We start from the raw sequence: 23,678 nt of genomic DNA, 5'->3' as shown, positions 1-23,678 counted from the left end.
CCCTAGAGGCTTCAGCAGTGAATGGGAGAGAGTAACCCTTTCACCGATGTTCTGATGCCCACACGATTGCCTCTCCTGGCGAACATTGGCAGCAGGATTGAGATTTGAAGTGGAAGGGTCGGCTCGTCAGTGCAGTGCGAGCCGCCAAGAGCCAATGTCAATGATCCTTTACTCCTGCAGGCATTGGCTTGTCGGCTACATCCCGTTAGTCCATAGTCTGTGAGACTGACGTTTGGTGAGCCGGATCCAGTGCAGCCGAAGTCAGCTAGGCCAGGAATAGGGATGACGATTGTGTTTCGGCCGAATACTGTGAGGCCAATTTCAATCGAGCTGAATTCAATGAGCCTGAATCGGGTTGTGGATGATTGGATGAAGTTTCAGATACCGATGAAGCGTCTGTTCTGGAAGATCAGTGGCTCCGTGGGAATTGCAGGCCTGGCCCTGCTGCTGAGCACGCAGCGGCCCGTCGCTGCTCAGAAGGGCCCGGCAGCGCAGCCCCTGCTGGTGAGTGCCGCCATCAGCCTCACTGATGTTCTCCAGGGGCTTGCACCCTCGTTTTCGCGCAGCAAGCGTGTCCCTCCACCCCAGTTCAACCTCGGGGCCTCAGGCTCGCTGCAACGCCAGATCGAACAAGGAGCCCCTGTCGATGTGTTCCTCTCTGCGGGAACCAGGCAGATGGACGCATTGGAACAAGCCAAGCTGCTCCTGCCTGGAACCCGCCGCAACCTGATCAGCAACCAACTGGTGCTGGTGGTGCCTGCCCAACGCAGGGGGGTGGTGGGATTCACCGACCTGGAGAGTCCCCGCATCCGCCGCATCGCCATCGGGGACGCTGCTGTGCCGGCCGGAGAGTACGCCAGGCAGGCCTTGCGCCATTACAAGCTGCTCACGGCGTTGCAGCCCAAGTTGGTTCCGCTCAGCTCGGTACGAGCCGTCGCCGCCGCCGTTGCTAGTGGGAGTGCTGATGCTGGCTTTGTCTACCGCAGCGATACCTATGGCGTCAGCAACCTGCGGATTGCAGCCACGGCATCAGCAGCCAGTCACACCCCGATTCTTTACAGCGGGGCCGTGATCCGCCGCAGTCGACAACCGGCTTTGGCCAGGGCCTATCTGGATGGATTGCAAAGTCCTGCAGCCCGCAGCGCCTTCATCCGCGCTGGCTTCTCCCCCTTGCCTCCAGCACGCTGATCTCCCCTCCCGCAAGCCTCCTGTCACCGCTGCTGCTGTCATTCCGCGCCGCTGCATTCGCGGTGCTGTTGCTCAGCCCGCCTGCGATTGCCGCTGCCTTGTTCCTGCGGGGATGGCAGGGCCAACGACGCGCTGCCGCTGACCTGCTGCTGCTCTCACCTCTGGTGATGCCGCCCACGGTGCTTGGCTTTCTGCTGCTGCAGTTGCTGGGGCCGCTGGGTCCTCTGGGGGAACCGCTGGAGCGGATGGGCATCACGATTGTCTTCAGCTGGACAGCCACTGTGATCAGTGCGGCAGTGGTGGCATTCCCGCTGATGTACCGCAGCACACTTGCCGCTCTGGAACAGCTCGATCCGGCATTGGAAGCGGTGGCGCTCGGGCTTGGCTGCAGCCCGCTCCGGACGTTCTGGAGAGTCACAGTGCCCTTGACTCGTCCAGGCCTGCTTGCGGGTGTGAGCCTGAGCTTTGCACGGGCGCTGGGCGAATTCGGCACAACGATGATGCTGGCAGGCAACATTCCCGGCCGCACGCAGACATTGCCGTTGGCGATTTACAGCGCTGTAGAAGGTGGCGATCTCACGCTGGCCTGGCGGCTTACAGCCGTGGTGCTACTGCTCAACGGCAGCTGCCTGATGCTGGTGGGATGGCTCAACCGCAGCCGCTCAACCACCGCTACCTCGCAACGTCTCACCACTGGCGCTGTCGATGAGGACGGATGGGTACCGATAGAACCGATCGGCCAGCTCCGTCCACGCGTCGTGACACAGATGCAGGTGGCCATCCAGCTGCAACGCGGCTCCTTTCAGCTGAGGATGAACTGGAAGAGCCAGGCGGCACGACAGGCCGTGCTGGGATCTTCTGGAGCGGGCAAGAGCCTGCTGCTACGCTGCATCGCCGGGCTTGAGCGGCCTCAGGGTTGCCGCATCCAGCTCGGGCAGCGGCTGCTCTGCGACACCGATCGGGGAATCTGGGTCGAACCGCATCTCCGGCGGATCGCCATGGTGTTTCAGCAACACGCCCTGTTCCCTCACCTGCGTGTGGCCGACAACGTGGCTTTCGGACTGGATCGACTCCCGCGAGAGCAGCGCCGCGAACGGGTGGCGAAGCTGCTGGCCGCCGTCGGTCTGCAGGAGCATGCCTCTCACTTCCCGCATCAGCTTTCCGGCGGGCAATGTCAGCGCGTTGCTGTAGCGCGGGCGTTGGCGGTGCAACCCGATCTGCTGCTTCTGGATGAACCGTTCAGCTCTCAGGACAGCTTTCGACGCCGCCGGCTGCAGCAGTGGATGGATGATCTACAGCGGAGCTCAGGTACGCCCATCCTGCTGGTGACGCACGATATCGATGAAGCGTTTCGCCTGAGTGATGAATTGCTGGTGCTGGAGGGCGGACGGCTGGTGGCTCAGGGCGCCACACAGTGTTTGTTTTCCCAGCCTGAACAACTGATCGTGGCCCGGCTCACAGGCTGCAAGAACCTCAGCCCGATCACCTGGGTTTCTGCTCACCAGTGCCTGGCGACCCGCTGGGGACTCCTCCTGGATGGCCAGTCGATGGGGCACAACCAGCGAAGCGATTGGATTGGCCTGCGAGCCAATCACTTGCGCCTGGCTCCCGCTGGCACAACATCGGCCTCACAAGCACGGATCGTTCGTCCTTGTCGTCTGGTCAAGATCAGTCGGGGTGCCCTCCAGGTCAGTGTGTATGTGCAGATCGCAGAGGGAGCCAATGAGCTACACGTGGAAGTACGTGAGTGGGAATGGGCTGAACTTGATGGCCAGAGCGAGGCACTTGAACTCGTGATTGATCGCGCGCGACTGCTCTATCTGAAGGCCTAAACCCTGATGCCTTTCACTTCACTCTCGTTCTATCAAAACCCTGGCAAATCAGCCACCGTCACGGTGTGATCACGGCTGTTTGAATGCCAGCCCCAGCGCGCGCACCAGCGGGGCGAACGGCTTGAGGAAGCGGCTCTCGTGCAGCCGGCCCTTGAGCACCCGGTGCCAGTACACCCAGGGAAACACACGGGTTTCCACCAGAAACATGCTCCAGCGCTCCTTGGTGGGATCCACCAGGAAGGAACTGACCGGCTGCAGCTCGTAGTTGAACTCCGCCATCACCACGCTGTGGAAACTGGTGATCAAAGGGCAGGCGGTGTAGCCGTCGTAATGGGCCAGCAGGGGGCGTTGATCGAGCTGAGCCAGCAGGTTCGCCACCAGCACCGGCGCCTGACCCCGGATGGCGGCCAGGCTTTTCGACGTTGGCAGTGAGCTCACATCGCCGAGAGCGAACACATCGGCAAAGCGCTTGTGCTTGCAGGTGTCCTTGTTCACTTCCACCCAGCCGCCAGGACCATCGATCGCCAAGGGGCTGTGGGCCACCACATCCGGCGCCGCCATCGGTGGCACCACATGCAGCAGGTCGAAGCGGATCTCCTCGCGGCGGGGCTCGACCCCTGGCTCACGCACGTCGAACACCGCCACCTGCTCGCTGGCACGCACGAACCGATGCGTTCAGACGCATGCTGCGCCGACCGACGGCACTGGGAGCCGACTAGGAAGCAGCCAGAGAACGAGAAGGGAAGGGGGCTTGCGACCACTCCCAAAACATCTCGCTAGCGTTATAGAGTCATTGCAGGTGTCCCACCATGAAAACCTTTCTTCGGCTGCCGCCTTCTCCCGGCCACACAGCGCCCAGCTCGTCGGCACTGCCAGTCCAGCCCCATGCGCTGGTTCCGCTGCTGCCACTTCTGCTACTTGCGCTTGTGATGAGTCTGCTGCTGGGCAGCTCACCGGCACTGGCTGCAGAGAGCTGGTCGCTCAGCGACGGAGCCGGCCATCGCCTTGCCGCCAAGGTGTTCGAGCAGCCGTTCCCGGAGTATCCCTCGGGCCTGCGCCTCCGCCTCAATGCGGTGGACGGCCAGACCAGGCTGGATCACACCCACCAGCTGGTGTTGACCGACTCCCTCGGCCAGGAATGGAGCCTGCCCAACCGCAGTGAAGAGCTGGTGCAGAGAGGCGAAGCCGCAGTGCCAGCCGGATCGGCCCAGTTCGATCTCGATGCCCTGATGCCCCGTCCGAGTGAAGCGCTGCCGCTCCATCTGACGGTGCCCACTACCGCCGGAGCGTTTGGCTTCGATCTCACGCCGGAGCAGGCGATGACCCTGCACGCCATGGAATCAGTACCCCGTCCCGGTACCGACCCACAGGCATGAATGGCGTGGAGCGCCGGCCGGTGGCATTCAGGCCACCGGCTGGTCTGCCGCCATCCAGCCGGCGAAACCTGGCGCAAACCCCCGCACGCGCGGGTAGCCGTGCAGCTGCAGGGTCATCACCCCGAGCGCCGAGCGATAGCCGGTGGCGCAGTAGAGCACCACGTCGCGATCGCGGGGAATGGCCTCCAGGTGGTGGGCGAGACCCTGGAGCGGCAGGTTGATCGCGGCGGGGATGTGTCCCCGGCGGTAGTCGGCGGGGCTGCGCAGATCCACCAGCAGGGGATTCCGACTCGCGATCCGAGCATTCAGGGCCTCGACTGAACCGATGGCCAGCACATCGGCGGGCAGGGAGTCGAGAAACCGATCCACGGCCAGCCCCACCGGTACTGAGGCCACCATCGGTGCCGAGACCTCCACCACCGCAGCCGGCTCCGCCACCACGTCGGCAAACGCAGCGCCTAGGCCCAGCAGCAGGCAGACGGCAAGGCTGAGCCCGGTGGTCAACCACGCAAGCCAAGCAAAGGAACGAAGCACTGCCATCAGCTCGCGGCGGGGGCAAGCGCGGGCGTGAGCGAGGAGGCGGAGCTGAGCAGCTTCTGCACGATGGCGATGCCGCTGATCGCCTGCCAGCCGAACAGGGTGAGAACGAGGCCGTTGGTGGTCACGTGCAGGGTGCGGGCCCAGTCCTTGCCTTTCTGCAGGGAGGGACCGAGCGAGGCGGTGAGGATCACCAGCACGGCCACGGCCAGCCCCACGAACAGGTGCGGGCCGATCACCAGCTTGCCGTTCTTGAGGAAGGTGGCGCCCATGCCACCGGCGGCGCCCAGCAGGGTGACCGCCAGGATCACAGGGCCGAGCCGGGCGTGCCGCGCGCCGTAGTGCTCCTGCAGCATGGCCTTGCGGTCTTCCGGGCTGGCCTTGCGGATCAGGCTGGCCTTGAAGCCGAGATAGCCCGAATAGAGCATCAGACCCAGCAACCCCCACATCAGCACGGGGTGAACGAAGTTGAGCGCAAAGGGCATCGGACCTGGGCGACGGAACAGACGGAACCCGCGGCTGCGGCGTCACCTGCACCATGGCCACGATCGAGGGGCCTGAATCGGCAGCCGCCCTGACCATCGCTCAAGGTGAGTGCTTGTGCTGGGCTGGGCTCCGCTCAAGGCGCCAGCCGCTCGATCAGCCAGGCGCTGCCGCTAGCCCCACCGCTGCCTGCCTCTGCGCCGCCTGCCTCTGCCGCGCCACCTTCCCCTGCTTCCCCCGCCCGCCGGTAGCGGAAACGATCGTGCAGGCGGTTGGGCCGCCCCTGCCAGAACTCGAATTCGGCCGGCACCACCCGCAGGCCGCCCCAGGCCGGCGGCAACGGCACCTCACCACCGGCGAAGCGGCGCGCCATCGCCTCCCATTGCGCTTCCAGCAATGAGCGCGAGCTGATCACGGCGCTCTGCTGCGACACCCACGCCCCCAGCCGGCTGCCGAGCGGCCGTGAGAGGAAATAGGCGAGTGATTCAGCCGTGCTGATCCGCTCGGCCCGGCCCAGGATGGCCACCTGTCGCTCCAGCCCGTACCAGGGGAACAGCAGGCTCACCTGGGGATGGGCGGCGATCTCGGTGGCCTTGCGGCTGTCGTAGTGGGTGAAGAACACAAAGCCGCGCACATCGAACGCCTTGAGCAACACGGTGCGGGCACTGGGACGCACACCATCACTGGTACCCAGCACCATGGCGTTGGGTTCCTGCAGTTCGGCGGCCACCGCCTGATCAAACCAGCGGCGGAACTGCGCCACCGGATCGTCCGCCAGATCGGCGCGCCGCAGGTCGGCCTGCTGGTAATGGCGCCGCAGCTGAGCAGGATCGGTGGGGACGGGAGGGTCACTCATGGCGGCGGATTACAGAGGCGGATCACAGAGGTGATTTACAGAGGTGATTCACCCCTTGGCGCTAAAGCTTCAAACCACAGCTTCGGACCACAGCTTCAAGCCACAGGTTCAAGCCATAGCGGGGCGTCGTCAGGCCACCAGAGCCAAAGGCTCGGGATCGCGAAGAATCCAATAAAGCGAACCCGACAACAACGCGCTGAAAAAGCACCAGACCGAGGTGAAGGCATAGCTGAACGAAAGGTGCGACAGCAGAAACGCCACAAGCACAGATCCTGCGAACCCACGCAGCCGCCCCGAGCAGCTGAGCAGCAAGGGAGCGATGATCACCATTCCGTAGAGCGTGCTGCCGAAACCGACACTGATCCAGCGGTCGGCCAACAGGGTGGTGGTGTAGTTGAGGGATCCGTTCACCACCACCGGCTCGAACAGAGCGCCATCCAGCAGCAGCGGCAGCCAGAGCCCGGCGCCCACCAGCAGGCCAAGCACCAGAGCGATCTGCAGCAGGCGGTGACGCAGACCGGGCAGCGGCTGCCGGTTCAGACGCAGGGAACACCAGGGAAACCAGGCCAGCCAGAAGGCGTAGGCAAAGAACAGATAGGCGAGCGCGGCGGGATGCACGAGCGCGGCGGCACCGCCCGGCGCCAGACCAAGCCAGACCACACCCTCCAGGGCCTGTTGCACCGAGAAGAACAGCGGCGAGAGCGCCAGGGGCAGCAGATCACTGCGCTGGGCTTGCCGGCAATAACGCACGGAGGCCACGCCCACGGGCAACAACGCCGCCGCCATCACGAAGCTGGCGCTGCTGGAGAAGCACATCGGCGTGGCGCCGTCTCCGGCAGCAACTGATTGCCGTCAGCCTGGCGCGGCGAGAGGTGCACCAGCCGCTAGCGTTGATGGCATCGATTGCACTGCCATCAGGGTTGGGCATGGCCAGTCTCACGATCCGAAACCTTGATGAGGCCACCAAAGCCCGGCTGCGGCTTCAGGCGGCGCGCCATGGCCACTCCATGGAGGAAGTGGCGCGCATGATCCTCAGACAGGGGGTGGCAGCGTCGTCTGCGGTTGCTGATGGCCCTGGCCTGGGCAGCCGCATCCAGGCGCATTTCGCCGCCCTCGGTGGTGTGGAGCTCGATCTGCCGGCCCGCACCTCGATGGCGCAAGCCGCTGGCTTCGCAGAAGAGCAGCCTTGATTGTGCTGGATACGAATGTGATCGCGGAGCTGATGCGGCCGCGTCCTGAGCCCAAGGTGGTGGCCTGGGCAGATCGCCTGGCTCCGGGAACGGCAGGCCTCACGTCAATGAATGAGGCCGAGATTTTGCATGGCATCGCTCGCCTCCCTGAGGGCCATCGGCGCGAGGCGCTGCAGCGAAGCTGGGACACACTGCTGCCAGCCCTGTTCCACGAACGGGTGTGGGCATTCGATCGAGAAGCCGCGCATTGGTATGCGGAGGTACTCAGGCAGCGGGAACGCCTGGGCCGGCCGATGACCACGGCTGATGCGGTGATCGCTGCCACCACACTGGCCCGGGGTGCCCAATTGGCCACCCGCCATGTGGCCGATTTCGAAGGGATCGGGATCGATCTGATCAACCCCTGGCAGGCACCATGAGCCCTTGGGCTCGATCACCACTCTGAAGCGCCAGACTGGCGCAAACCCGGACCGATCACCCTGAGGCTGCCTGTGTCTCGCGCCTGCCGAGCCCTGCCGGCCGTTCTGGGCCTGGCGCTGCTGGCCCTGCCACCCCTGCTGCCCCGGGCCCTGGCCCAACCGGCGGGAGCTGCGCCACAACCCGCGGCAGCCACGATCCCCCTGCCCGAACCGCAGGGCCAGACCCTCCTGCTGCAAAGCGCCAATCGCGCCGACTACGGCCCGCTGGCGGAGCAGTTCCTCACCCAGGCCAACCTGGCCTACTGCGGCGTGGCCAGCATGGTGATGGTGCTCAACAGCCTGGCCGTGCCGGCGCCGGCGGCAGCGGGCTACGGCAGCTACCGCTTCTGGACGCAGGACAACGTGTTCGACGCCGCCGCCACCCGGGCAGTGCTGAGCCCTGAGGTGGTGACCCGCCAGGGCATGACCCTGCAGGAACTGAGGGCGCTGTTGGCCAGCCATGGCCTGCAGGCCCGGGCCATCCACGGCGACCGGCTCAGCCTGGCCCAGTTCCGCCTGCTGGTGCGCAGCAACCTCGCCCGCGCCGACGACCGCCTGCTGGTCAACTACTTCCGCCCGTCCCTCGGCCAGGCCGGCGGCGGCCACATCTCCCCCCTGGCCGCCTACAACGCCAGCACCGATCGGGTGCTGATCCTGGATGTGGCCCGCTACCGCTACCCGTCGGTGTGGGTGCCCCTGAAGGATCTCTGGCAGGCGATCCGCACCACCGACAGCACCTCAGGCCGCAGCCGCGGCGTGGTGGTGGTGCGGCGGGGTTGAGGGGTGCCAGTGCTGTTGGGCAAGACATGGGGGGCCAGAATGCACCCATGGATGCCGCCCACGTTCCAATTCCCGTGCTTTCAAAGCGTCTGCAGACCGCTCGCGAGGAGGTGTTGGCGGTGGCGGAACGCCATGGAGCTCACAACCTGCGGGTTTTCGGTTCGGTAGCTCGTGGGCTGGACCGGCCAGGCAGTGACCTTGATCTGTTGGTGGATCTTGAACAAGGCCATTCCCTGCTGGAAGTGATCGCACTTCAGCAGGAGCTGGAATCCCTGCTGAACTGCCGTGTTGATCTAGCCGAACCGGATCAGCTGCATCCAACGATCCGCATTCAGGTGATCGCAGAAGCCAGGCCGTTGTGAGTAAAGACCTGCTCTATCTCGAAAGCATTGCTGAAGCTTTGGAAAGAATCCGCTGCTATACGCAGGATGTTCTCATTCACGACTACCTGCGCGTGAATCTTGATCAGGTATGGGAAACCGTGGATCGCGACCTGCCGCCCTTGGACATCTCGATCGGTTCCATGATTGCTCGAGTGTCTGCCGGTTGAACCACCTGAACTCCAGCACCGATCTCCCCAAAACCGCCCCACCCCAGGCAGACTCTGCCAAGCGACGCCAGACCTGGTCCACCAGTGCCCGCCGACCCGGATCAGCTGAACGACTTCCTCGAAGCCCTGGAAAAGGCCGGCAGCCCCGCGAGAAACCCTGCCCTGCGTGAGACGCTCGGCTGGGATGCCCCCCTCTACGAAGAGGTGAAAGCGGCACTGGTGGCCAAGGGGATCGTGACGCGCGGTCGGGGCCGCAGCGATTCGGTGTCCCTGGTGGGCGCCGAGCCAGTGGCACCACAGGCCGCGCCAGCCCGAGCCCCCCGCAAAGGAAAAGCCGCCGGCAACGGCACCGCCAACCTGGGCTTCGAGGCCAAGCTCTGGCTCACGGCCGACAAGCTGCGCAACAACATGGACGCGGCCGAGTACAAGCACGTGGTGCTTGGCCTGATCTTCCTCAAGTACATCTCCGACAGCTTCGAAGAGCACCGCGCCAAGCTGCTGGCCGGAGAGGGCGACTACGAGGGCGCCAACCCGGAAGATCCAGACGAATACAAGGCCGAGAACGTGTTCTGGGTGCCGGCCGAGGCCCGCTGGAGCCACCTGCAGGGCCAGGCCAAAGAGCCCACGATCGGCAAGCTGGTGGACGACGCCATGGTGGCGATCGAGCGCGACAACCCGCGCCTCAAAGGGGTGCTGCCGAAGGACTACGCCCGTCCGGGACTCGACAAGCAGCGCCTGGGGGAACTGATCGATGTGATCGCCACGATCGAACTCACTGCTTCAAGCGAGGGCGAGCAGACCCATCGCTCGGTGGATCTGCTGGGCCGGGTGTACGAATACTTCCTCACCCGCTTTGCCTCAGCCGAAGGCAAGAACGGCGGCCAGTTCTACACGCCGAGCTGTGTGGTGCGCTGCCTGGTAGAGATGCTGGAGCCCTACAAGGGCCGCATCTACGACCCCTGCTGCGGCTCCGGTGGCATGTTCGTGCAGAGCGAGAAGTTCGTGGAAAGCCACGGCGGCAGGCTGGGCGATATTTCGATTTATGGCCAGGAGAGCAACGCCACCACCCGCCGGCTGGCGGTGATGAACCTGGCCCTGCGCGGCATCGAGGCCGACTTCGGCCCCGAGCATGCCGACAGCTTCCGCCGCGACCTGCATCCGGATCTGCGGGCGGATTACGTGCTCGCCAACCCGCCCTTCAACGACTCCGACTGGTTCCGCAAGGACGACGACGTGCGCTGGCAGTTCGGCGTGCCGCCCAAGGGCAACGCCAACTTCGCCTGGGTGCAGCACTTCCTCCACCACCTGGCGCCGCAGGGTATGGCCGGCTTCGTGCTCGCCAACGGCAGTATGAGCTCCAACCAGAGCGGTGAAGGCGAGATCCGCCGCGCCCTGATCGAGGCCGACCTGGTGGACTGCATGGTGGCCCTGCCCGGCCAGCTCTTCTACAGCACCCAGATTCCGGTGTGCCTCTGGTTTCTGACGAAGAGCAAAGCCGCCGACAGCCAACGGGGCTTCCGCGATCGGCGCGGGCACACGCTGTTCATCGACGCCCGAAAGCTCGGCAGCCTGATCGATCGGGTGCATCGGGAGCTGCTGGAGGCCGACCTGGAGAAGATCAGCGGCACCTATCACCACTGGCGGGGCGCCAACTGCGATGGCAGTTACGACGATGTCCCGGGATTCTGTAAATCCGCCACCTCTGCCGAGATCGCTGCCCATGGCCACGTGCTCACGCCGGGGCGGTATGTGGGGGCGGAGGAGGTGGAAGACGACGGCGAGCCGTTCGAGGTGAAGATGCCGAGGTTGGTGGCGGAGCTGGAGGCTCTGTTTGCTGAGTCGGCGAAACTGGAGGAGGCCATCAGAGCCAACCTGGGGGGGCTTGGTTATGGCGGGTGAATGGGAGAAATCACGGCTTGGGGATCTCGTAAAAATCACTCACGGGTGGCCGTTTAAGAGTGAGTGCTTCACTGAGAATCGCGCCGGGCGACCAATCATCGTCAGCATTGGAAACTTTAAGTACACGGGTGGTTTTCGTTTCGAGTCCACAACTATCAAGGAGTACACCGGCGACTATCCCAACGAATATGAGCTAATTCCCGACGACATCCTTCTCGTGATGACTTGCCAGACATCCGGCGGTGAAATCTTGGGCATTCCCGCCCGGATTCCTGATGACGGCAATATCTACCTTCATAACCAGCGGATGGGCAAGGTCGTCATCAAGGACAAGGATCGTATCGACCCAGGCTTTGTGTACTACCTTGCGCTCTGGCCGGACTTCAACCGTGAGCTGTGTGTCACTGCCTCGGGCACGAAGATTCTCCACACCGCCCCTGTTCGAATTGAAGCGTTCGAGTTCAATCTCCCACCCCTCACCGAGCAAAGAGCAATCGCGGAGGTGCTTGGGGCTCTGGACGACAAGATCGAGTTGAACCGGCGGATGAACTCGACACTGGAGGCGACGGCGCGGGCGCTGTTCCAGAGCTGGTTCGTGGATTTCGATCCTGTGCGGGCCAAGCTTGATGGGCGGCAGCCTTTTGGGCTCGATCAAGCTACTGCAGCTCTCTTCCCCGAGCACTTTGAGGACTCACAGATCGGAAAGAAGCCAATTGGTTGGGATGTCACTACACTCGAACACGTTCTAACTGTGTTGGAAACAGGTGGTCGTCCAAAGGGTGGTGTTAGTGGATTTACCAGTGGTATCCCCAGCATTGGTGCAGAGAGCATCGTTGGTGTCGGCATATTTGACTTCGCTAAGACGAAGTTCGTGCCAATCGAGTTCTACGAAGGGATGAAGAAGGGCCACATCGAGAGCCACGACGTTCTGCTCTATAAGGACGGCGGACGTCCCGGCGAATACGAGCCACACGTGGGCATGTTCGGCGATGGATTCCCTTTTGATAAATGCAGTATCAACGAGCACGTCTATCGTTTGCGAACCAACGATAACCTTAGTCAAGAGTATCTCTACTTCTGGATGACCTCAGAGTTCGCCCTTGCCGAAATGCGAATCAAAGGAACCGGCGTTGCCATCCCCGGTCTGAACTCATCCGCTGTCCGCTCGCTTGCCGTGCTAGTTCCACCGCCTCCCATTGTCGAAGCGTTCACGAAACAAGCTGCGCCGCTGGTGACCCGGATCCTCTCAAGCGCGAAGCAATCCCTCACCCTCTCCACTCTGCGCGACACGCTGCTGCCGAAGCTGCTCAGCGGGGAAATTACGACCAGCAATCCAGACATCACTCAATCCTAATGAATACACACGATCCACGCGAACACATCCGGGGCATCCACCAAATCCTGATATCCGACAAGAAGCGTATCGGTTTCTTGTTCGGCGCGGGAACTTCATTTGCGACCGGGCTCTCGTCAGTCTCTGTTCCGGCGATCGAAAAGATGACGAAGACCATCGTTGCTGACGTGGAGGCTCACTCGCCTGAGTTCGCTGCTGCGATCAAGGAGATTCAAAACGAGACAGAGCTTCTTGAAGTCGCCTTCAATATCGAAACCCTGCTTTCAAGAATCGAAGCCAAGCGAGCGGTTATCGGCGAAGGCCAGCTAAATGGGCTCGATTCGACAGCGTTCAACACATTGGCAACGCTTGTAAAAACACGTGTTGTGAAACTAGTTTCAGTCCATGAGACACTGTTGACCGACGACCGAAAGAAGTTAGCGCACGCTCGTCTCGCTAATTGGGTTCAAAAGGCGAGGCGGCGATTCCCAGCCGAAATATTCACAACGAATTACGATTACTTGTTCGAGATTGCCCTAGAAGGTTCAGGAATTCCCTATTTCGACGGATTCTCTGGAAGCTTTGAACCGTTCTTTTGCCCCGAGGCTGTGGAAGACGTGGAGACTTACCCCCACCTCGTGAAGCTTTGGAAGATGCACGGATCGCTTGGGTGGACTTATCGTGACGTGGACAAGGCTGTCATTCGGCAGCAGTCTGCCCCTGAAGATTCTATCCTCATCTATCCATCGCATCTCAAGTACAACACCTCAAAGAAGCAGCCTTACGTAGGACTAATCGACAGGCTTTGTGCATTCCTGCAACAGGACGATGCCGTTTTGTTCACCTGCGGATACTCGTTCGGGGACAGTCACATTAATGAACGCATTGTGACATCACTCAGGCGCGGGGCGAACTCCCACGTTATAGCGATGTATTTCGATCAAACATGGAACGAAGATAACAAGAGTGTGTTTGGCCTTGCAGATGAAGCCAATAGCATCCGTGGCCTTGCAACTCACGAGACTGGGGGGAAAATGTCGGTATATGGCCGTCGTCACGCTGTTATTGGAGGTAAATTTGGAGAGTGGCGGTTGAGAGATGAGCCGAAGCCCACGGAATCGATTCTAGTAAGCCAATACTTTGACGAAGACGCAGCCACTCCCTCTGAGGAGTCAGGAGAGCGAAAGGGAGATGAATACTGGGAAGGAACCGGACTTTTTCTTCTCCCGGACTTTCAAAGACTTACTGACTTTCTGAACGATTTGTCCTCATCCGAAGGCCCAGCAAGCACGCTTTGACCGCATGAAACACAATCCAACACACATCGGTCAAGTTGAGAGTGTCAGCGGCAACTCCGTCACGATCAAAATGGCGAGCAATTACCCGTCGAACATGCCAATCGTCGACGGAACGGTTTACCGTATCGGGCAGATAGGTTCGTTCCTTAAAATTCCATTGGGATATGCGAATCTTTATGGTCTTATCACGCAGGCTGGAGTTCTGGCGATGCCGGAGACGCTGCTGATAGCCTACAAAGAGAATCCGTCCATCGCAGATGGCCACCGCTGGTTGAGGATGATTCTAGTCGGCGAGCAAATCGGTTCATCGTTCGAGCGGGGAGTTCTCCAGTCTCCAACTTCAGGTGATCAAGTTCATCTCGTTACGAACGAAGACCTCAGAATCGTTTACGGCGGCTACAATGCCCAATCGTCGATTGTCATTGGGAATCAGAGTGCATCTGAGGGCCTCGCCGCGCAGTTGGATATGGACAAGCTCATCTCGCGGCATTGTGCAATTCTTGGCGCTACCGGCAGTGGAAAATCGAATGCAGTGGGCATCGTGGTGAAAGCGATTGCCGAGAAGCCGTTCCCGAGTGCGCGCGTCCTCATTATTGATCCCCACGGTGAGTATGCGAGTTCGCTGCCCGGGAAATGCCGGGTATTTCGAGTGGGTGCAAGTGCTTCGGACGGTGAAGACGAGCTCTGCGTTCCCTTTTGGGCGCTTCCCTTCAAAGAACTGATGGCGATTTTTCCTGGCCGTCTTTCTGATCAGAACGAAGATTACATACGAGGAAAGGTTTTGGACTTGAAACGTGTGTCGGCCGGAGCACTCGGTGGCCTTCGGGCCGAGGCAATCACTGCGGATAGCCCAATTCCCTTCTCGATTGACCAACTATGGTTCGACTTGGACAACTTTGAGAGAATTACGTTTAAGGCTGACCGCACAACACCAGAGGCTTTGATTTCTGCTGGTGATCCTGCGACATTGAAATCCAATCAGTATCCGCCGGCGGGACTTGGAAGCAGCGCCCCATTCTTAAATACGAAAGCTAAGGGCATCCTTGGTTTTTTGGACGGTATGAGGTCACGCCTTCTCGACCAAAGCTATAATTTCCTTTTCCGTCCGATTGGATATTCGCCATTGCTCAACGGTACGTCACCGAATGATCTTCCGGGATTATTTTCAACTTGGTTTGGGCACGGTTCCCCTGTCGCGATTCTCGACCTTTCAGCGATTCCTTCGGAAATCATGCAGACGATTTCCGGTTGCATTTTGAAGATTATCTACGACGCTCTTTATTGGGGCCAAAACACGCTTGTTGGGGGAAAGAAGCAACCTTTGTTTGTAGTCCTAGACGAAGCTCACGCCTACCTCAAGGCAGGTGAAGACTCAATTTCGTCGCGAACCGTTCAGGCAATTGCGAAAGAGGGACGAAAGTATGGTGTCGGCATGCTGCTCGTGACGCAGCGTCCTTCGGAGTTGGACGAGACAGTCCTAAGCCAGTGCGGCTCGATTATCGCTCTAAGGATGACTAATACCCGCGACAAGGGGTACGTATCTTCGGCCATGCAGGATGAACTTCGTGAAATGGCGGACGTGCTCTCAAGCCTGCGAACAGGTGAAGCGATCGTCAGTGGTGAGGCTGTCCGTATTCCATCCAGAGTGAAGTTCTACCAGGCTGACAATGCAGTGAAAAGCTCCGATCCAATCCCATCGAAGCTGTGGGCGAATGCCCGGCCGGATGTGGTCGTATACGAGACCAGCATCCGCAACTGGAGAAACCAAACATTTAACTAAGGAAACCAAATGTCAATGCCCGACATGCAACCCGTCAGTTCATCAAACATCGCAGCGCTCGGCTACGATGCAGACAATCAAATTGTCTACGTCCAATTTCTAAACAACACAGTATACGCCTACAAAGGGGTGCCAGAGCACGAATACGAGAATTTGCTAACGGCTGCCTCTGTGGGTTCCTACCTCAACCGCAACTTCAAAAACATTTACCCATACGAGCGTGCTTAATGCTCTGTCGGCACATTGAAATGGCCCTGAACGAATCCATGGTCGAAGATGTGTCTCTCGGCTCGTTCAAGGATCTTGGTAGTGCGGTGCTACCTGGCTTCCAGCTGACCCCCCGGGGAATCGGCGGCGGAGCATGATTCGTTCAGCGAGGGAGAGCTGGAGAGGCGATTGAGCGAGGCATCCTGGACCTGAATGCTGGACCGCACAGGAACCTGCATGCACAAACAGGCATGGCGCGAGATTGAGCTGACGGATGCGACGCCCAAAGCCACGATCATCAAACGCCGCCATCGCCTCGCAGCTTCGGCATCTCGCATGGTGCAGGGCATCGGCTAAGTAGAGCCAGTTGCACATACCGGCCACAGCCTGCTCCAGGGCTGGCCGGTCTTGTGCCATGAGGCCGGAATGGGCCAGCAGGTGGTCGAACACCTGCAGCACCTGCTCCACCGGGAAGCCGTAGTACCCGCGCAGCATCCACTCCAGCTCCAGAGCCACCTTTTGGCCAGAAACAGCGGCTGACCGGATTCGATCAGATCGCGGGCGGCCCGGCGCTGGCGTTCCGTAGCCGCAACAGCATCGTCCTCTCCCACGAAGGCTCGGGCCAGCACATTGGTGACCACGCCAATCACGGGCGTAGCAGGCTGGCGGGGTCGAAGACTGCCGACACAACTGACCGGGTGGACCTGAGCGATCCGAACCCGCTCTCCACCAGGGGCTGCTCCGGCTTCCACGGGCGCAGCTCGATGTGGACCACTCCATCTCGCTGAGGACAGGCCGCCATCGCCTACCAGGTGATCGCGGCCACGATCGAGGCCGGCCTGATCAAGCCGGACCAAAGCGTGGGTAGCTCCCGCAAATTTGCCCGGTTCCTACCGTTCTGGGCCTGAGGTTCATTTAATCACGTGGCACCGTGCTCGGTGGTCTTTCCTCCAAAAGCCCTGCAGCACAAGTACTTTCCCTTTTAAGGCTGTCCCCGATCCCAACACACAAGCGAGGCCGGTGCCGTGCCCCCCCTCCGCCGTGTCCATCGCAGACGAAGACCCCAACCACGAACGAAAGGCAAACACCGCCGTAAACCTCCTCACCCAATGCCCCCAGCCCGCCCGTTCGCGCTGCGCCTGTTGGTGCCCTCCGGGCTCCCAGAGGGCATGCGCATCGTGGAGAAGACGAACTGGAGCGGCATCGGCTACGTGATCCCTCGCTCCCAGCTCAAGGAGTTCACCCAACGCCCGGAGGCCGGTCGACCTGGCGTGTACGTGCTCACGGGTCCCGACCCTGAGGACGGCGGCGCCGACCTCGCGTACATCGGCGAGGCGGACCCCCCTCGGCCGGCGGCTGGAGCAGCACTAGGCCAAGGAGTTCTGGACCACCGCCTACGCCTTCACCTCCAAGGACGGCTACCTGAACAAGGCCCACGCCCAGCACCTGGAGCCTGGCCGAGATGGACCGCGCTGAGGCGGAAGGCTTCCTGGAAGAGGTGCTGGTTTGCTTTCCGGTTCTCGGGCTCAGGGTTTTCGAGCAGCCACCCACCTTTCCCTCCATCAACCCCGTCAACCTCTTCTTCCTTAGTGGCGTGGAGGCCGAGGGCAGGGGGTTCGAGTCGCCGAACGGGTTCACCGTTCTGAAGGGGGCCAAGGGGCGCCGGGGCTTCACACCCGGCTCTCCCGACGGCCTGATGCGCACGCGGGAGCAACTCATCCGGCAGGGCGTCCTTGCCAAGCAAGACAACCAGTTGGAACTGCTCAAGGACTATGAGTTCAAGTCGCCGTCCCAGGCAGCGGGGCATCTGCTCGCCCGCAGCGCCAACGGCCGGCTCGAGTGGAAGGATGCCGCCGGGATCACCCTCAAGGATCGCCAGGATCGTGCGGCGGCGGCGGCCTCAGCGGACGCTGATCCGTGAGGGGCCATCAACTTTCGCCGCTTACCCCAGCGTCCGCAGGATGTCCTTCATCAGCAGCACCAGATGCAACGGGTCGGTGGGGGAGGGCTCGAATTCCGGAATGAGGTGCAGGTAGAACGCCCGGGCCGCCGCACTCTCGGCATGGACGAGCAACCCGCGGCAACCCACTTCGGAGCCAATCTGCGCGGTGCGGCTGATCACATCCGCCAGCAGGGCGGCTCCCAGGCCCCGTCCTTCATGGTGAACGTCCACCCCGAGACGGGCCAGCAGGGCAACGGGCTGGGGATAGCGGCCGGCGCCTTTCCGCAGCCGCGGCGGGGCCTGCGCCGGCGTGTTGCTGGCCATACACCAGGCGTAGAAGGCCACCACATCGCTGCCACAGGCTTCAGTGACCACGAACACCCTGCTGGTGCCGCCACGGGCATGGGCCTGGCGGGCGTGCTTTTTCAACCAGATCGTTTGCTCCTCAGATCGGCATTCGAAACCGTCAAGGCGATCGGCGGAGCTCAGCAGCCGGAGCGGCAGGTAGCCGGCGCTCACTCCTGAAACGGTGAGGGCCGATCCATCAGCGCCCGCAGCCCCTTCAGCGGGCGTGCCGGCCGTTCATTGATGCGCTCCCAGGCGTCGAGAGCCTCGGGGTCAAGGCGGAACTCATCGCGATCGGCCAGCACCTGCTGGGCGGCCAGGCGCAGATGGGTGATCACGAACCCGGTGAGATCGGTGCCGGAAGCGATGACAGCCCGGTCGATCAGCAGGCGGTCCTCAGCTGTGGCCCGTACTTCGATGCGTCGATTGCGCGAACGGGTGCTGGCGGGGTCCAAGGACTTACCTTTCTGTACGACCATTGTACGGCCACTCAACAGGCCATCGGGGACTGGCTCGAGACCTGCCAACACCCCAGGCACCGTCTAGCCTCTGGCCAGTGGATGGCAGCGTTGCCAAGACCATGATCAGCGTGGAGGTCACCGGCAAGCCCTGGGCGGTGACCCCGGAGAAGATCACAGAAGCCGTGCGGCGGTTGGTGGATGCGGCGGCCCCCACGCGCCTGATCGCCTTTGGCTCTGCTGCCACAGGCGATCTCAGCCTTGCCAATGACCTTGACCTTCTCGTGGTGGAAGCCCAGGTGGCCGACCGCTACCAGGAAATGCTGCGCCTGCGCCGTGTGCTGCGTGGGCTGCTGATGCCGATCGACCTGATCGTCACCAGCGAGGCCCTCTACGACTCACGCACCAAGGTGCCGGGCACGGTGGAGTTCGCTGCTCGCACACAAGGCCGAGTGCTCTATGCGGGCGATTGAACAGGCCCAGCTGCTGCAACGCAAGGCTGCGCAAGACATTGCCGTGCTGCAGAAGCTGATCAACGATCCCACCATCAACACCGAGACCCTCGGCTTCCATGCCCAGCAGGCGGCAGAGAAGCTGATCAAGGCATTGCTGGTCCTGGGCGAGCACGACTACCCCCGCACCCATGATCTGAGCCTGCTGCTGGATCTGCTCGCTGCCGTGGATGTGCGCCTTCCCGAGGCGCTGCTGACGGTGGAAAACCTGACCCCCTTCGCCACCGTGTTCCGCTACGACGACCTCCCGCTGGAAGCCAGCATCGATCGGCAGGAGTGGCTGTCCCTTCTCTTGGCGTTGGAGGAGTTCGTAAGCGGGGCCATCGCGGCGGCGACGGATCCGTTGGATCCACCATGACCCTCACCGAATCCATGGTTGAAGAGGTGGCCCCCAGCTGGCGCCCGGCCAGTTGCAAGGCTTCGCCAACAACCGTTGCAAAATCTGCAACAGTTTGATCAAGAAGCTGGCTGAACTCATGAGCAACGAAGCTTTGCCCGATTCCGAAATCATCCTCTACCAGACGGAAGATGGCCGCACGCGCGTCCAATGCCGACTAGAAGATGAAACCCTGTGGTTGACCCAGGCACAGATGGCCGAGCTGTTTGAAACGTCTCCCCAGAACGTGACCCTGCATTTGAAGAGCATCTTTGCCGAGGGTGAGCTGGTCGAATCGGCAACTTGTAAGGACTACTTACAAGTTCGCTTGGAGGGTGGGCGAGAGGTCTCGCGCAAGCTTCGCCATTATCGGCTTGAAGCGGTTATGGCCGTTGGTTTCCGCGTGCGCAGCCATCGAGGCACTCAGTTCCGCCAGTGGGCCATCGGTTGCTTGAACGAGTATCTGGTGAAGGGCTTCACCATTGACGACGACCGGCTGAAGAATCCCCCTGGCAAGGGTCAGAGAGACTATTTCGACGAGCTTCTTGATCGCATCCGCGACATCCGCTCGTCGGAACGTCGGTTTTATCAGAAGATGCTGGATATCTACGCAACGAGTGTGGACTACACGCCTGATGCTGAAACGACCCAGTTGTTCTTCGCCACTGTTCAGAACAAGATGCATTGGGCAGCCCATGGCCACACGGCGGCTGAAGTGATCGCCGAACGGGTGGATTCCACGAAGCCCTTCATGGGCCTGCAGTCCACACGATCCAGCGGCGTCGTTCGCAAAGGTGACGTGTCTGTTGCCAAGAACTACCTCTCAGAAGATGAACTTCAGGTCTTGAACCGCATCGTTAGCCTCTACATCGAATACGCGGAACTCCAGGCGCTGGAGCGCAAGCCGATGACGATGCAGGCCTGGATCACGAAACTGGATGAGTTTCTGGCCATCTCCGGACGTGATGTGCTGGATCACGCAGGAAGCGTTTCTGCTGAGTCTGCCAGGAGGAAAGCTGAGCTGGAGTATGGCCGCTATCGGGCGCTGCTCGATGCGCAGCCTCAGCGTATCGATGTGGAGTTTGAGAAGGCTGCCAAGGACTTGAAGAACTTGCCTAGGCCGAAGAAGCCCAAAGCGCCGTAATCATGACCCTCACCGAAGCCATGGTCGAGGAAGCCGCCCTCGGCTGGTTCAACGAGCTGGGCTATGCCGTGCTCCCCGGCCCCCAGCTGGCCCCCGGCGAACCTTCGGCCGAGCGGGAATCGTTCAGCGATGTGGTGCTGGTGAGCCGCCTCCGCGAAGCCATCCGCCAGCTCAACCCTGCCATTCCTGACGATGCCCGAGAAGAAGCGCTGCGCAAGCTCTTGCGCCTCGCTACGCCCTCGCTCGTACAAACCAACCGCGCCTTCCACCGCCTGCTGCGGGAAGGCGTGCCGGTGGAATACCCCCGGGCTGATGGCAGCATCGCCGGCGACCATGTGCGCCTGGTCGACTTCACAACCGTTGCCGCCAACGACTGGCTGGTGGTGAACCAGTTCGCCGTGAGCGACGACCAGCACAACCGCCGGCCCGACCTGGTGGTGTTTCTCAACGGCCTGCCCCTGGGCCTGATCGAGCTCAAGAATGCCGCCGCTGAAGGCGCAACCATCTGGAGCGCCTACGCCCAGCTGCAGACCTACAAAGCCGAAATCCCTTCGCTCCTACAAACCAACGCCGCCCTGGTGGTGAGCGACGGGCTGCAGGCCCGCATCGGCTCGCTCACGGCCAACCAGGAGTGGTTCAAGGTGTGGCGCAGCATTGATGGCGAGGCGCACGCCCCCGCCACCGCATTGGAGCTGGAAACGCTCATCCGCGGCGTGTTCGAGCCGCAGCGGTTTCTTGATCTGCTGCAGCACTTCATCGTCTTCGAGGAAAACCCGGATTCGGGTGCCCTGCACAAGATCATCGCCGGCTACCACCAGTTCCATGCCGTGAACGCCGCGGTACAGGAAACCGAGCGTGCCAGCGGCCTGGGCCAGGCAGCCTGCAGCCAGGGCGGCCGGCCGGGCGACCGTCGCGCTGGGGTGGTGTGGCATACCCAGGGCAGTGGCAAGAGCTTCTCGATGCTCTTCTATGCCGCCCGCATCGTGCGCCATCCGGCACTGCAGAACCCCACCCTGGTGGTGCTTACCGATCGCAACGACCTCGACGACCAGCTCTTCGGCCAGTTCCAGCGCTGCGCCGACCTCCTCGGCCAGACGCCCGTGCAGGCCGCCAGCCGAGATCACCTGCGCGAGCTGCTCAACCGGGCCAGTGGCGGTGTGGTGTTCACCACCATCCAGAAGTTCATGCCCGACAAAGGCGAAGCGATGCCCGAGCTGAGCAGCCGCCAGAACATCGTGGTGATCGCCGATGAAGCCCACCGCAGCCAGTACGGCTTCGGCGGCAAAGTCAACGAGAAGACGGGCGTGATGTCGTATGGCTTCGCCAGCAACCTGCGCGATGCCCTCCCCAATGCCTCCTTCATCGGCTTCACCGGCACGCCGATCGAGCAGACCGATGCCAACACCCGCGCGGTGTTCGGCGATTACATCTCCATCTACGACATCCAGCGCGCCGTGGCCGACAAGGCCACCGTGCCGATCTACTACGAGAGCCGCATCTCCAAGCTGTCCCTGAACGCCGCCGCAATCCCCAGGATCGACGCCGAATTCGAGGAGATCACCGAAGGCGAAGAGTTCACCCAAAAGGAAAAGCTGAAAACCAAATGGGCCGCCCTGGAAGCGCTGGTGGGCGATCCCAAGCGTCTCGCCCTGGTGGCTGCCGATCTGGTGGCCCATCTTGAGAAGCGCCTGGAGGCGATGGACGGCAAAGCGATGGTGGTGTGCATGAGCCGCCGCATCTGCGTCGATCTCTACAACGCCCTGATCCAGCTGCGGCCTGAGTGGGCGACAGACACCCTCAAGGTGGTGATGACCGGCAGCGCCGACGACGGCCCCGACTGGCAGCCCCACATCCGCAGCAAGGAGGCGCGCCGCCAGCTGGCCAACCGCTTCAAAGATTCCTCCGACCTGTTCAAGATCGTGATCGTGCGTGACATGTGGCTCACCGGTTTCGATGCGCCCTGTCTGCACACCATGTATGCCGACAAGCCGATGCAGGGCCACGGCCTGATGCAGGCGATCGCCCGCGTGAACCGGGTGTTCCGTGACAAGCCCGGCGGCCTGGTGGTGGATTATCTCGGCCTCGCCGATCAGCTCAAACGCGCCCTGGCCACCTACACCGAAAGCGGCGGCCAGGGCGACCCCACCTTCGACACTGCCCAGGCCATCGCCGTGATGCTGGAAAAACACGGCATCGCCACGGATCTCCTGCATGGGTTCGACTGGGATGCCTGGACCAGTGGCACCCCCACCGAGCGCCTGCAGCTGCTTCCCGCCGGCCAGGAGTTCATCCTCCAGCAGGAGAACGGCAAGCAGCGCTGGCTGCAGGTGGTGGCCGAACTCTCCCGCGCCTTCGCCCTCTGCGCCGCCAGCGACGAGGCCACAGCCATTCGCGACGACGTGAGCTTCTTCCAGGCGCTGCAGGCGGCCCTCGCCAAGCAAACCAGCAGCACCAGCAAAACACCCGAGCAGCTCGATGCCGCCATCCGCCAGCTGGTGAGCAAGGCGATCACCACCGAAGGCGAGGTGATCGATGTGTTCACCGCCGCCGGCCTGCCCAAGCCCGACATCTCGATCCTCAGCGATCAGTTCCTTGCCGAGGTGCGTGGCCTCAAGCACAGGAACGTGGCCGCCGAGCTGCTGGAGAAACTGCTCAAAGACGAGCTGAAAGTGCGCTCCAAGCGCAACCTCGTGCAGAGCCAGGTGTTCTCCGAGAAGCTCAACCAAGCCCTCAACGCCTACCACAACCGCGCCATCACCACCGCCGAGGTGATCGAAGAGCTGATCGCCCTCGCCAAGGAGCTCGATGCCGCCACCAAGCGCGGCGAATCCCTCGGCCTCACCGACGACGAAGTGGCCTTCTACGACGCCCTCGCCGCCAACGACAGCGCCGTGCAGGCCATGGGCGACGCCAAGCTCAAAGTGATCGCCGCCGAACTGATCACCCAGGTGAAGAAGAGCGTGACGATCGACTGGACCCTGCGGGAAGGCGCCCGCGCCAAGATCCGCGTGATGGTGAAACGCATCCTCAACAAATACGGCTACCCCCCCGATCTGCAGGAAGAGGCGGTGAAAACCGTGCTCGCCCAGGCGGAACTGCTCTGTGCCCAGTGGGTGTGAGCAGGCGAACCCCGC

General features: G+C 62.0%; 26 protein-coding genes. 18 read left to right on the top strand and 8 right to left on the bottom strand.

Annotation, left to right across the window (positions count from 1 at the left end; all coding sequences use genetic code 11):
• Positions 1-387: 387 nt before the first annotated feature.
• Both modA and modB read left to right on the top strand, forming a co-directional pair.
• The gene (gene modA, locus ACWJI3_RS01625) at positions 388-1,188 is read left to right on the top strand and encodes a molybdate ABC transporter substrate-binding protein (protein ID WP_480202623.1); all 801 of its coding nucleotides are present in this window, start codon (positions 388-390) and stop codon (positions 1,186-1,188) included.
• Positions 1,119-3,020 carry a molybdate ABC transporter permease subunit gene (gene modB / locus ACWJI3_RS01620; RefSeq protein ID WP_480202983.1) on the top strand — a complete coding sequence of 634 codons (1,902 nt, stop codon included), beginning with the start codon at positions 1,119-1,121 and terminating at the stop codon, positions 3,018-3,020. Before modA ends, modB begins: the two co-directional genes overlap by 70 nt.
• A gap of 69 nt (positions 3,021-3,089) precedes the next feature.
• On the opposite strand, the gene ACWJI3_RS01615 is transcribed toward modB, so the two are convergent.
• The gene (locus ACWJI3_RS01615) at positions 3,090-3,683 is read right to left on the bottom strand and encodes a hypothetical protein (RefSeq protein WP_480202622.1); all 594 of its coding nucleotides are present in this window, start codon (positions 3,681-3,683) and stop codon (positions 3,090-3,092) included.
• Positions 3,684-3,949: 266 nt separating this feature from the next.
• On the opposite strand from ACWJI3_RS01615, the gene ACWJI3_RS01610 reads away from it, so the two are divergent.
• On the top strand, positions 3,950-4,396 hold the full coding sequence (locus ACWJI3_RS01610; protein WP_480202621.1) for a DUF3122 domain-containing protein: 447 nt from the start codon (positions 3,950-3,952) through the stop codon (positions 4,394-4,396).
• A 27-nt stretch (positions 4,397-4,423) separates the two neighbouring features.
• Here the strand turns inward: ACWJI3_RS01610 and ACWJI3_RS01605 are convergent, their stop codons facing one another.
• The 4 genes from ACWJI3_RS01605 to ACWJI3_RS01590 form a co-directional block, all read right to left on the bottom strand.
• On the bottom strand, positions 4,424-4,900 hold the full coding sequence (locus ACWJI3_RS01605) for a rhodanese-like domain-containing protein (RefSeq protein WP_480202620.1): 477 nt from the start codon (positions 4,898-4,900) through the stop codon (positions 4,424-4,426).
• 35 nt (positions 4,901-4,935) lie between these two features.
• Positions 4,936-5,418, bottom strand: coding sequence for a DUF4079 domain-containing protein (locus ACWJI3_RS01600; protein ID WP_480202619.1), 483 nt, complete (start codon positions 5,416-5,418; stop codon positions 4,936-4,938).
• Between the two features lie 134 nt (positions 5,419-5,552).
• Entirely contained in the window at positions 5,553-6,272 is a 720-nt protein-coding gene (gene pdxH, locus ACWJI3_RS01595; RefSeq protein WP_480202618.1) for a pyridoxamine 5'-phosphate oxidase, read from the bottom strand.
• Between the two features lie 129 nt (positions 6,273-6,401).
• Positions 6,402-7,088: a DUF6629 family protein gene (locus ACWJI3_RS01590; protein WP_480202617.1), complete on the bottom strand. Its 687-nt coding sequence runs from the start codon at positions 7,086-7,088 to the stop codon at positions 6,402-6,404.
• Positions 7,089-7,198: 110 nt separating this feature from the next.
• On the opposite strand from ACWJI3_RS01590, the gene ACWJI3_RS01585 reads away from it, so the two are divergent.
• The 10 genes from ACWJI3_RS01585 to ACWJI3_RS01540 all read left to right on the top strand — a co-directional run bounded on the left by ACWJI3_RS01585 (position 7,199) and on the right by ACWJI3_RS01540 (position 15,788).
• Positions 7,199-7,462, top strand: a complete 264-nt coding sequence (locus tag ACWJI3_RS01585; protein ID WP_480202616.1) for a FitA-like ribbon-helix-helix domain-containing protein — start codon at positions 7,199-7,201, stop codon at positions 7,460-7,462.
• 2 nt (positions 7,463-7,464) lie between these two features.
• Positions 7,465-7,881, top strand: a complete 417-nt coding sequence (locus tag ACWJI3_RS01580; protein WP_480202982.1) for a PIN domain-containing protein — start codon at positions 7,465-7,467, stop codon at positions 7,879-7,881.
• 72 nt (positions 7,882-7,953) lie between these two features.
• The gene (locus tag ACWJI3_RS01575) at positions 7,954-8,700 is read left to right on the top strand and encodes a phytochelatin synthase family protein (RefSeq protein ID WP_480202615.1); all 747 of its coding nucleotides are present in this window, start codon (positions 7,954-7,956) and stop codon (positions 8,698-8,700) included.
• Positions 8,701-8,774: 74 nt separating this feature from the next.
• Positions 8,775-9,062, top strand: a complete 288-nt coding sequence (locus ACWJI3_RS01570; protein ID WP_480202614.1) for a nucleotidyltransferase family protein — start codon at positions 8,775-8,777, stop codon at positions 9,060-9,062.
• Positions 9,059-9,250 carry a HepT-like ribonuclease domain-containing protein gene (locus ACWJI3_RS01565; RefSeq protein WP_480202613.1) on the top strand — a complete coding sequence of 64 codons (192 nt, stop codon included), beginning with the start codon at positions 9,059-9,061 and terminating at the stop codon, positions 9,248-9,250. The genes ACWJI3_RS01570 and ACWJI3_RS01565 overlap by 4 nt, the downstream gene beginning before the upstream one ends.
• Before the next feature lie 84 nt (positions 9,251-9,334).
• Entirely contained in the window at positions 9,335-11,149 is a 1,815-nt protein-coding gene (locus tag ACWJI3_RS01560; protein WP_480202612.1) for a class I SAM-dependent DNA methyltransferase, read from the top strand.
• Positions 11,139-12,503, top strand: a complete 1,365-nt coding sequence (locus ACWJI3_RS01555; protein ID WP_480202611.1) for a restriction endonuclease subunit S — start codon at positions 11,139-11,141, stop codon at positions 12,501-12,503. The genes ACWJI3_RS01560 and ACWJI3_RS01555 overlap by 11 nt, the downstream gene beginning before the upstream one ends.
• 143 nt (positions 12,504-12,646) lie before the next feature.
• On the top strand, positions 12,647-13,780 hold the full coding sequence (locus ACWJI3_RS01550) for an SIR2 family NAD-dependent protein deacylase (RefSeq protein ID WP_480202610.1): 1,134 nt from the start codon (positions 12,647-12,649) through the stop codon (positions 13,778-13,780).
• Between the two features lie 4 nt (positions 13,781-13,784).
• The gene (locus tag ACWJI3_RS01545; protein WP_480202609.1) at positions 13,785-15,560 is read left to right on the top strand and encodes an ATP-binding protein; all 1,776 of its coding nucleotides are present in this window, start codon (positions 13,785-13,787) and stop codon (positions 15,558-15,560) included.
• 9 nt (positions 15,561-15,569) lie between these two features.
• Positions 15,570-15,788, top strand: coding sequence for a KTSC domain-containing protein (locus ACWJI3_RS01540; RefSeq protein WP_480202608.1), 219 nt, complete (start codon positions 15,570-15,572; stop codon positions 15,786-15,788).
• Between the two features lie 66 nt (positions 15,789-15,854).
• Here ACWJI3_RS01540 and ACWJI3_RS01535 read toward each other — a convergent pair whose 3' ends face one another.
• Positions 15,855-16,283 carry a PIN domain-containing protein gene (locus ACWJI3_RS01535; RefSeq protein ID WP_480202607.1) on the bottom strand — a complete coding sequence of 143 codons (429 nt, stop codon included), beginning with the start codon at positions 16,281-16,283 and terminating at the stop codon, positions 15,855-15,857.
• A gap of 946 nt (positions 16,284-17,229) precedes the next feature.
• On the opposite strand from ACWJI3_RS01535, the gene ACWJI3_RS01530 reads away from it, so the two are divergent.
• Entirely contained in the window at positions 17,230-17,688 is a 459-nt protein-coding gene (locus tag ACWJI3_RS01530; RefSeq protein WP_480202606.1) for a DUF4357 domain-containing protein, read from the top strand.
• A gap of 21 nt (positions 17,689-17,709) precedes the next feature.
• On the opposite strand, the gene ACWJI3_RS01525 is transcribed toward ACWJI3_RS01530, so the two are convergent.
• Together ACWJI3_RS01525 and ACWJI3_RS01520 are read right to left on the bottom strand one after the other, a co-directional pair.
• On the bottom strand, positions 17,710-18,228 hold the full coding sequence (locus ACWJI3_RS01525; RefSeq protein WP_480202605.1) for a GNAT family N-acetyltransferase: 519 nt from the start codon (positions 18,226-18,228) through the stop codon (positions 17,710-17,712).
• Positions 18,225-18,509 (bottom strand): type II toxin-antitoxin system TacA family antitoxin, encoded by a 285-nt coding sequence (locus ACWJI3_RS01520; protein WP_480202604.1) that lies wholly within the window; start codon positions 18,507-18,509, stop codon positions 18,225-18,227. The genes ACWJI3_RS01525 and ACWJI3_RS01520 overlap by 4 nt, the downstream gene beginning before the upstream one ends.
• Before the next feature lie 125 nt (positions 18,510-18,634).
• Here ACWJI3_RS01520 and ACWJI3_RS01515 point away from each other — a divergent pair, with 125 nt between their 5' ends.
• The 4 genes from ACWJI3_RS01515 to ACWJI3_RS01500 are packed head-to-tail and all read left to right on the top strand — an operon-like array spanning position 18,635 to position 23,663.
• The gene (locus ACWJI3_RS01515; RefSeq protein WP_480202603.1) at positions 18,635-18,985 is read left to right on the top strand and encodes a nucleotidyltransferase domain-containing protein; all 351 of its coding nucleotides are present in this window, start codon (positions 18,635-18,637) and stop codon (positions 18,983-18,985) included.
• Positions 18,972-19,382, top strand: coding sequence for a HEPN domain-containing protein (locus tag ACWJI3_RS01510; RefSeq protein ID WP_480202602.1), 411 nt, complete (start codon positions 18,972-18,974; stop codon positions 19,380-19,382). The genes ACWJI3_RS01515 and ACWJI3_RS01510 overlap by 14 nt, the downstream gene beginning before the upstream one ends.
• 52 nt (positions 19,383-19,434) lie before the next feature.
• The gene (locus ACWJI3_RS01505) at positions 19,435-20,544 is read left to right on the top strand and encodes a virulence RhuM family protein (RefSeq protein ID WP_480202601.1); all 1,110 of its coding nucleotides are present in this window, start codon (positions 19,435-19,437) and stop codon (positions 20,542-20,544) included.
• 2 nt (positions 20,545-20,546) lie between these two features.
• Complete coding sequence (locus ACWJI3_RS01500) at positions 20,547-23,663, top strand: type I restriction endonuclease subunit R (protein WP_480202600.1); 3,117 nt, start codon at positions 20,547-20,549, stop codon at positions 23,661-23,663.
• Positions 23,664-23,678 lie beyond the last annotated feature (15 nt).

The sequence above is a fragment of the Marcopretia estuarina LEGE 06307 genome (genome assembly GCF_056633115.1).
The sequence above is the reverse complement of the archived record's forward strand: the minus strand, read 5'-3'. Positions and strand labels throughout refer to the sequence as shown.

What these genes read in the sequence shown, in the direction of transcription:
- ACWJI3_RS01585 (WP_480202616.1), top strand. Translation starts at nt 7,199, where the DNA reads ATGGCCAGTCTCACGATCCGAAACCTTGATGAGGCCACCAAAGCCCGG.
- modA (WP_480202623.1), top strand. Translation starts at nt 388, where the DNA reads ATGAAGCGTCTGTTCTGGAAGATCAGTGGCTCCGTGGGAATTGCAGGC.
- ACWJI3_RS01600 (WP_480202619.1), bottom strand. Translation starts at nt 5,418, where the DNA reads ATGCCCTTTGCGCTCAACTTCGTTCACCCCGTGCTGATGTGGGGGTTG.
- ACWJI3_RS01515 (WP_480202603.1), top strand. Translation starts at nt 18,635, where the DNA reads ATGATCAGCGTGGAGGTCACCGGCAAGCCCTGGGCGGTGACCCCGGAG.
- ACWJI3_RS01530 (WP_480202606.1), top strand. Translation starts at nt 17,230, where the DNA reads ATGGACCGCGCTGAGGCGGAAGGCTTCCTGGAAGAGGTGCTGGTTTGC.
- ACWJI3_RS01610 (WP_480202621.1), top strand. Translation starts at nt 3,950, where the DNA reads ATGAGTCTGCTGCTGGGCAGCTCACCGGCACTGGCTGCAGAGAGCTGG.
- ACWJI3_RS01545 (WP_480202609.1), top strand. Translation starts at nt 13,785, where the DNA reads ATGAAACACAATCCAACACACATCGGTCAAGTTGAGAGTGTCAGCGGC.
- ACWJI3_RS01540 (WP_480202608.1), top strand. Translation starts at nt 15,570, where the DNA reads ATGTCAATGCCCGACATGCAACCCGTCAGTTCATCAAACATCGCAGCG.
- ACWJI3_RS01555 (WP_480202611.1), top strand. Translation starts at nt 11,139, where the DNA reads ATGGCGGGTGAATGGGAGAAATCACGGCTTGGGGATCTCGTAAAAATC.
- ACWJI3_RS01510 (WP_480202602.1), top strand. Translation starts at nt 18,972, where the DNA reads ATGCGGGCGATTGAACAGGCCCAGCTGCTGCAACGCAAGGCTGCGCAA.
- ACWJI3_RS01550 (WP_480202610.1), top strand. Translation starts at nt 12,647, where the DNA reads ATGACGAAGACCATCGTTGCTGACGTGGAGGCTCACTCGCCTGAGTTC.
- ACWJI3_RS01500 (WP_480202600.1), top strand. Translation starts at nt 20,547, where the DNA reads ATGACCCTCACCGAAGCCATGGTCGAGGAAGCCGCCCTCGGCTGGTTC.
- ACWJI3_RS01590 (WP_480202617.1), bottom strand. Translation starts at nt 7,088, where the DNA reads ATGTGCTTCTCCAGCAGCGCCAGCTTCGTGATGGCGGCGGCGTTGTTG.
- pdxH (WP_480202618.1), bottom strand. Translation starts at nt 6,272, where the DNA reads ATGAGTGACCCTCCCGTCCCCACCGATCCTGCTCAGCTGCGGCGCCAT.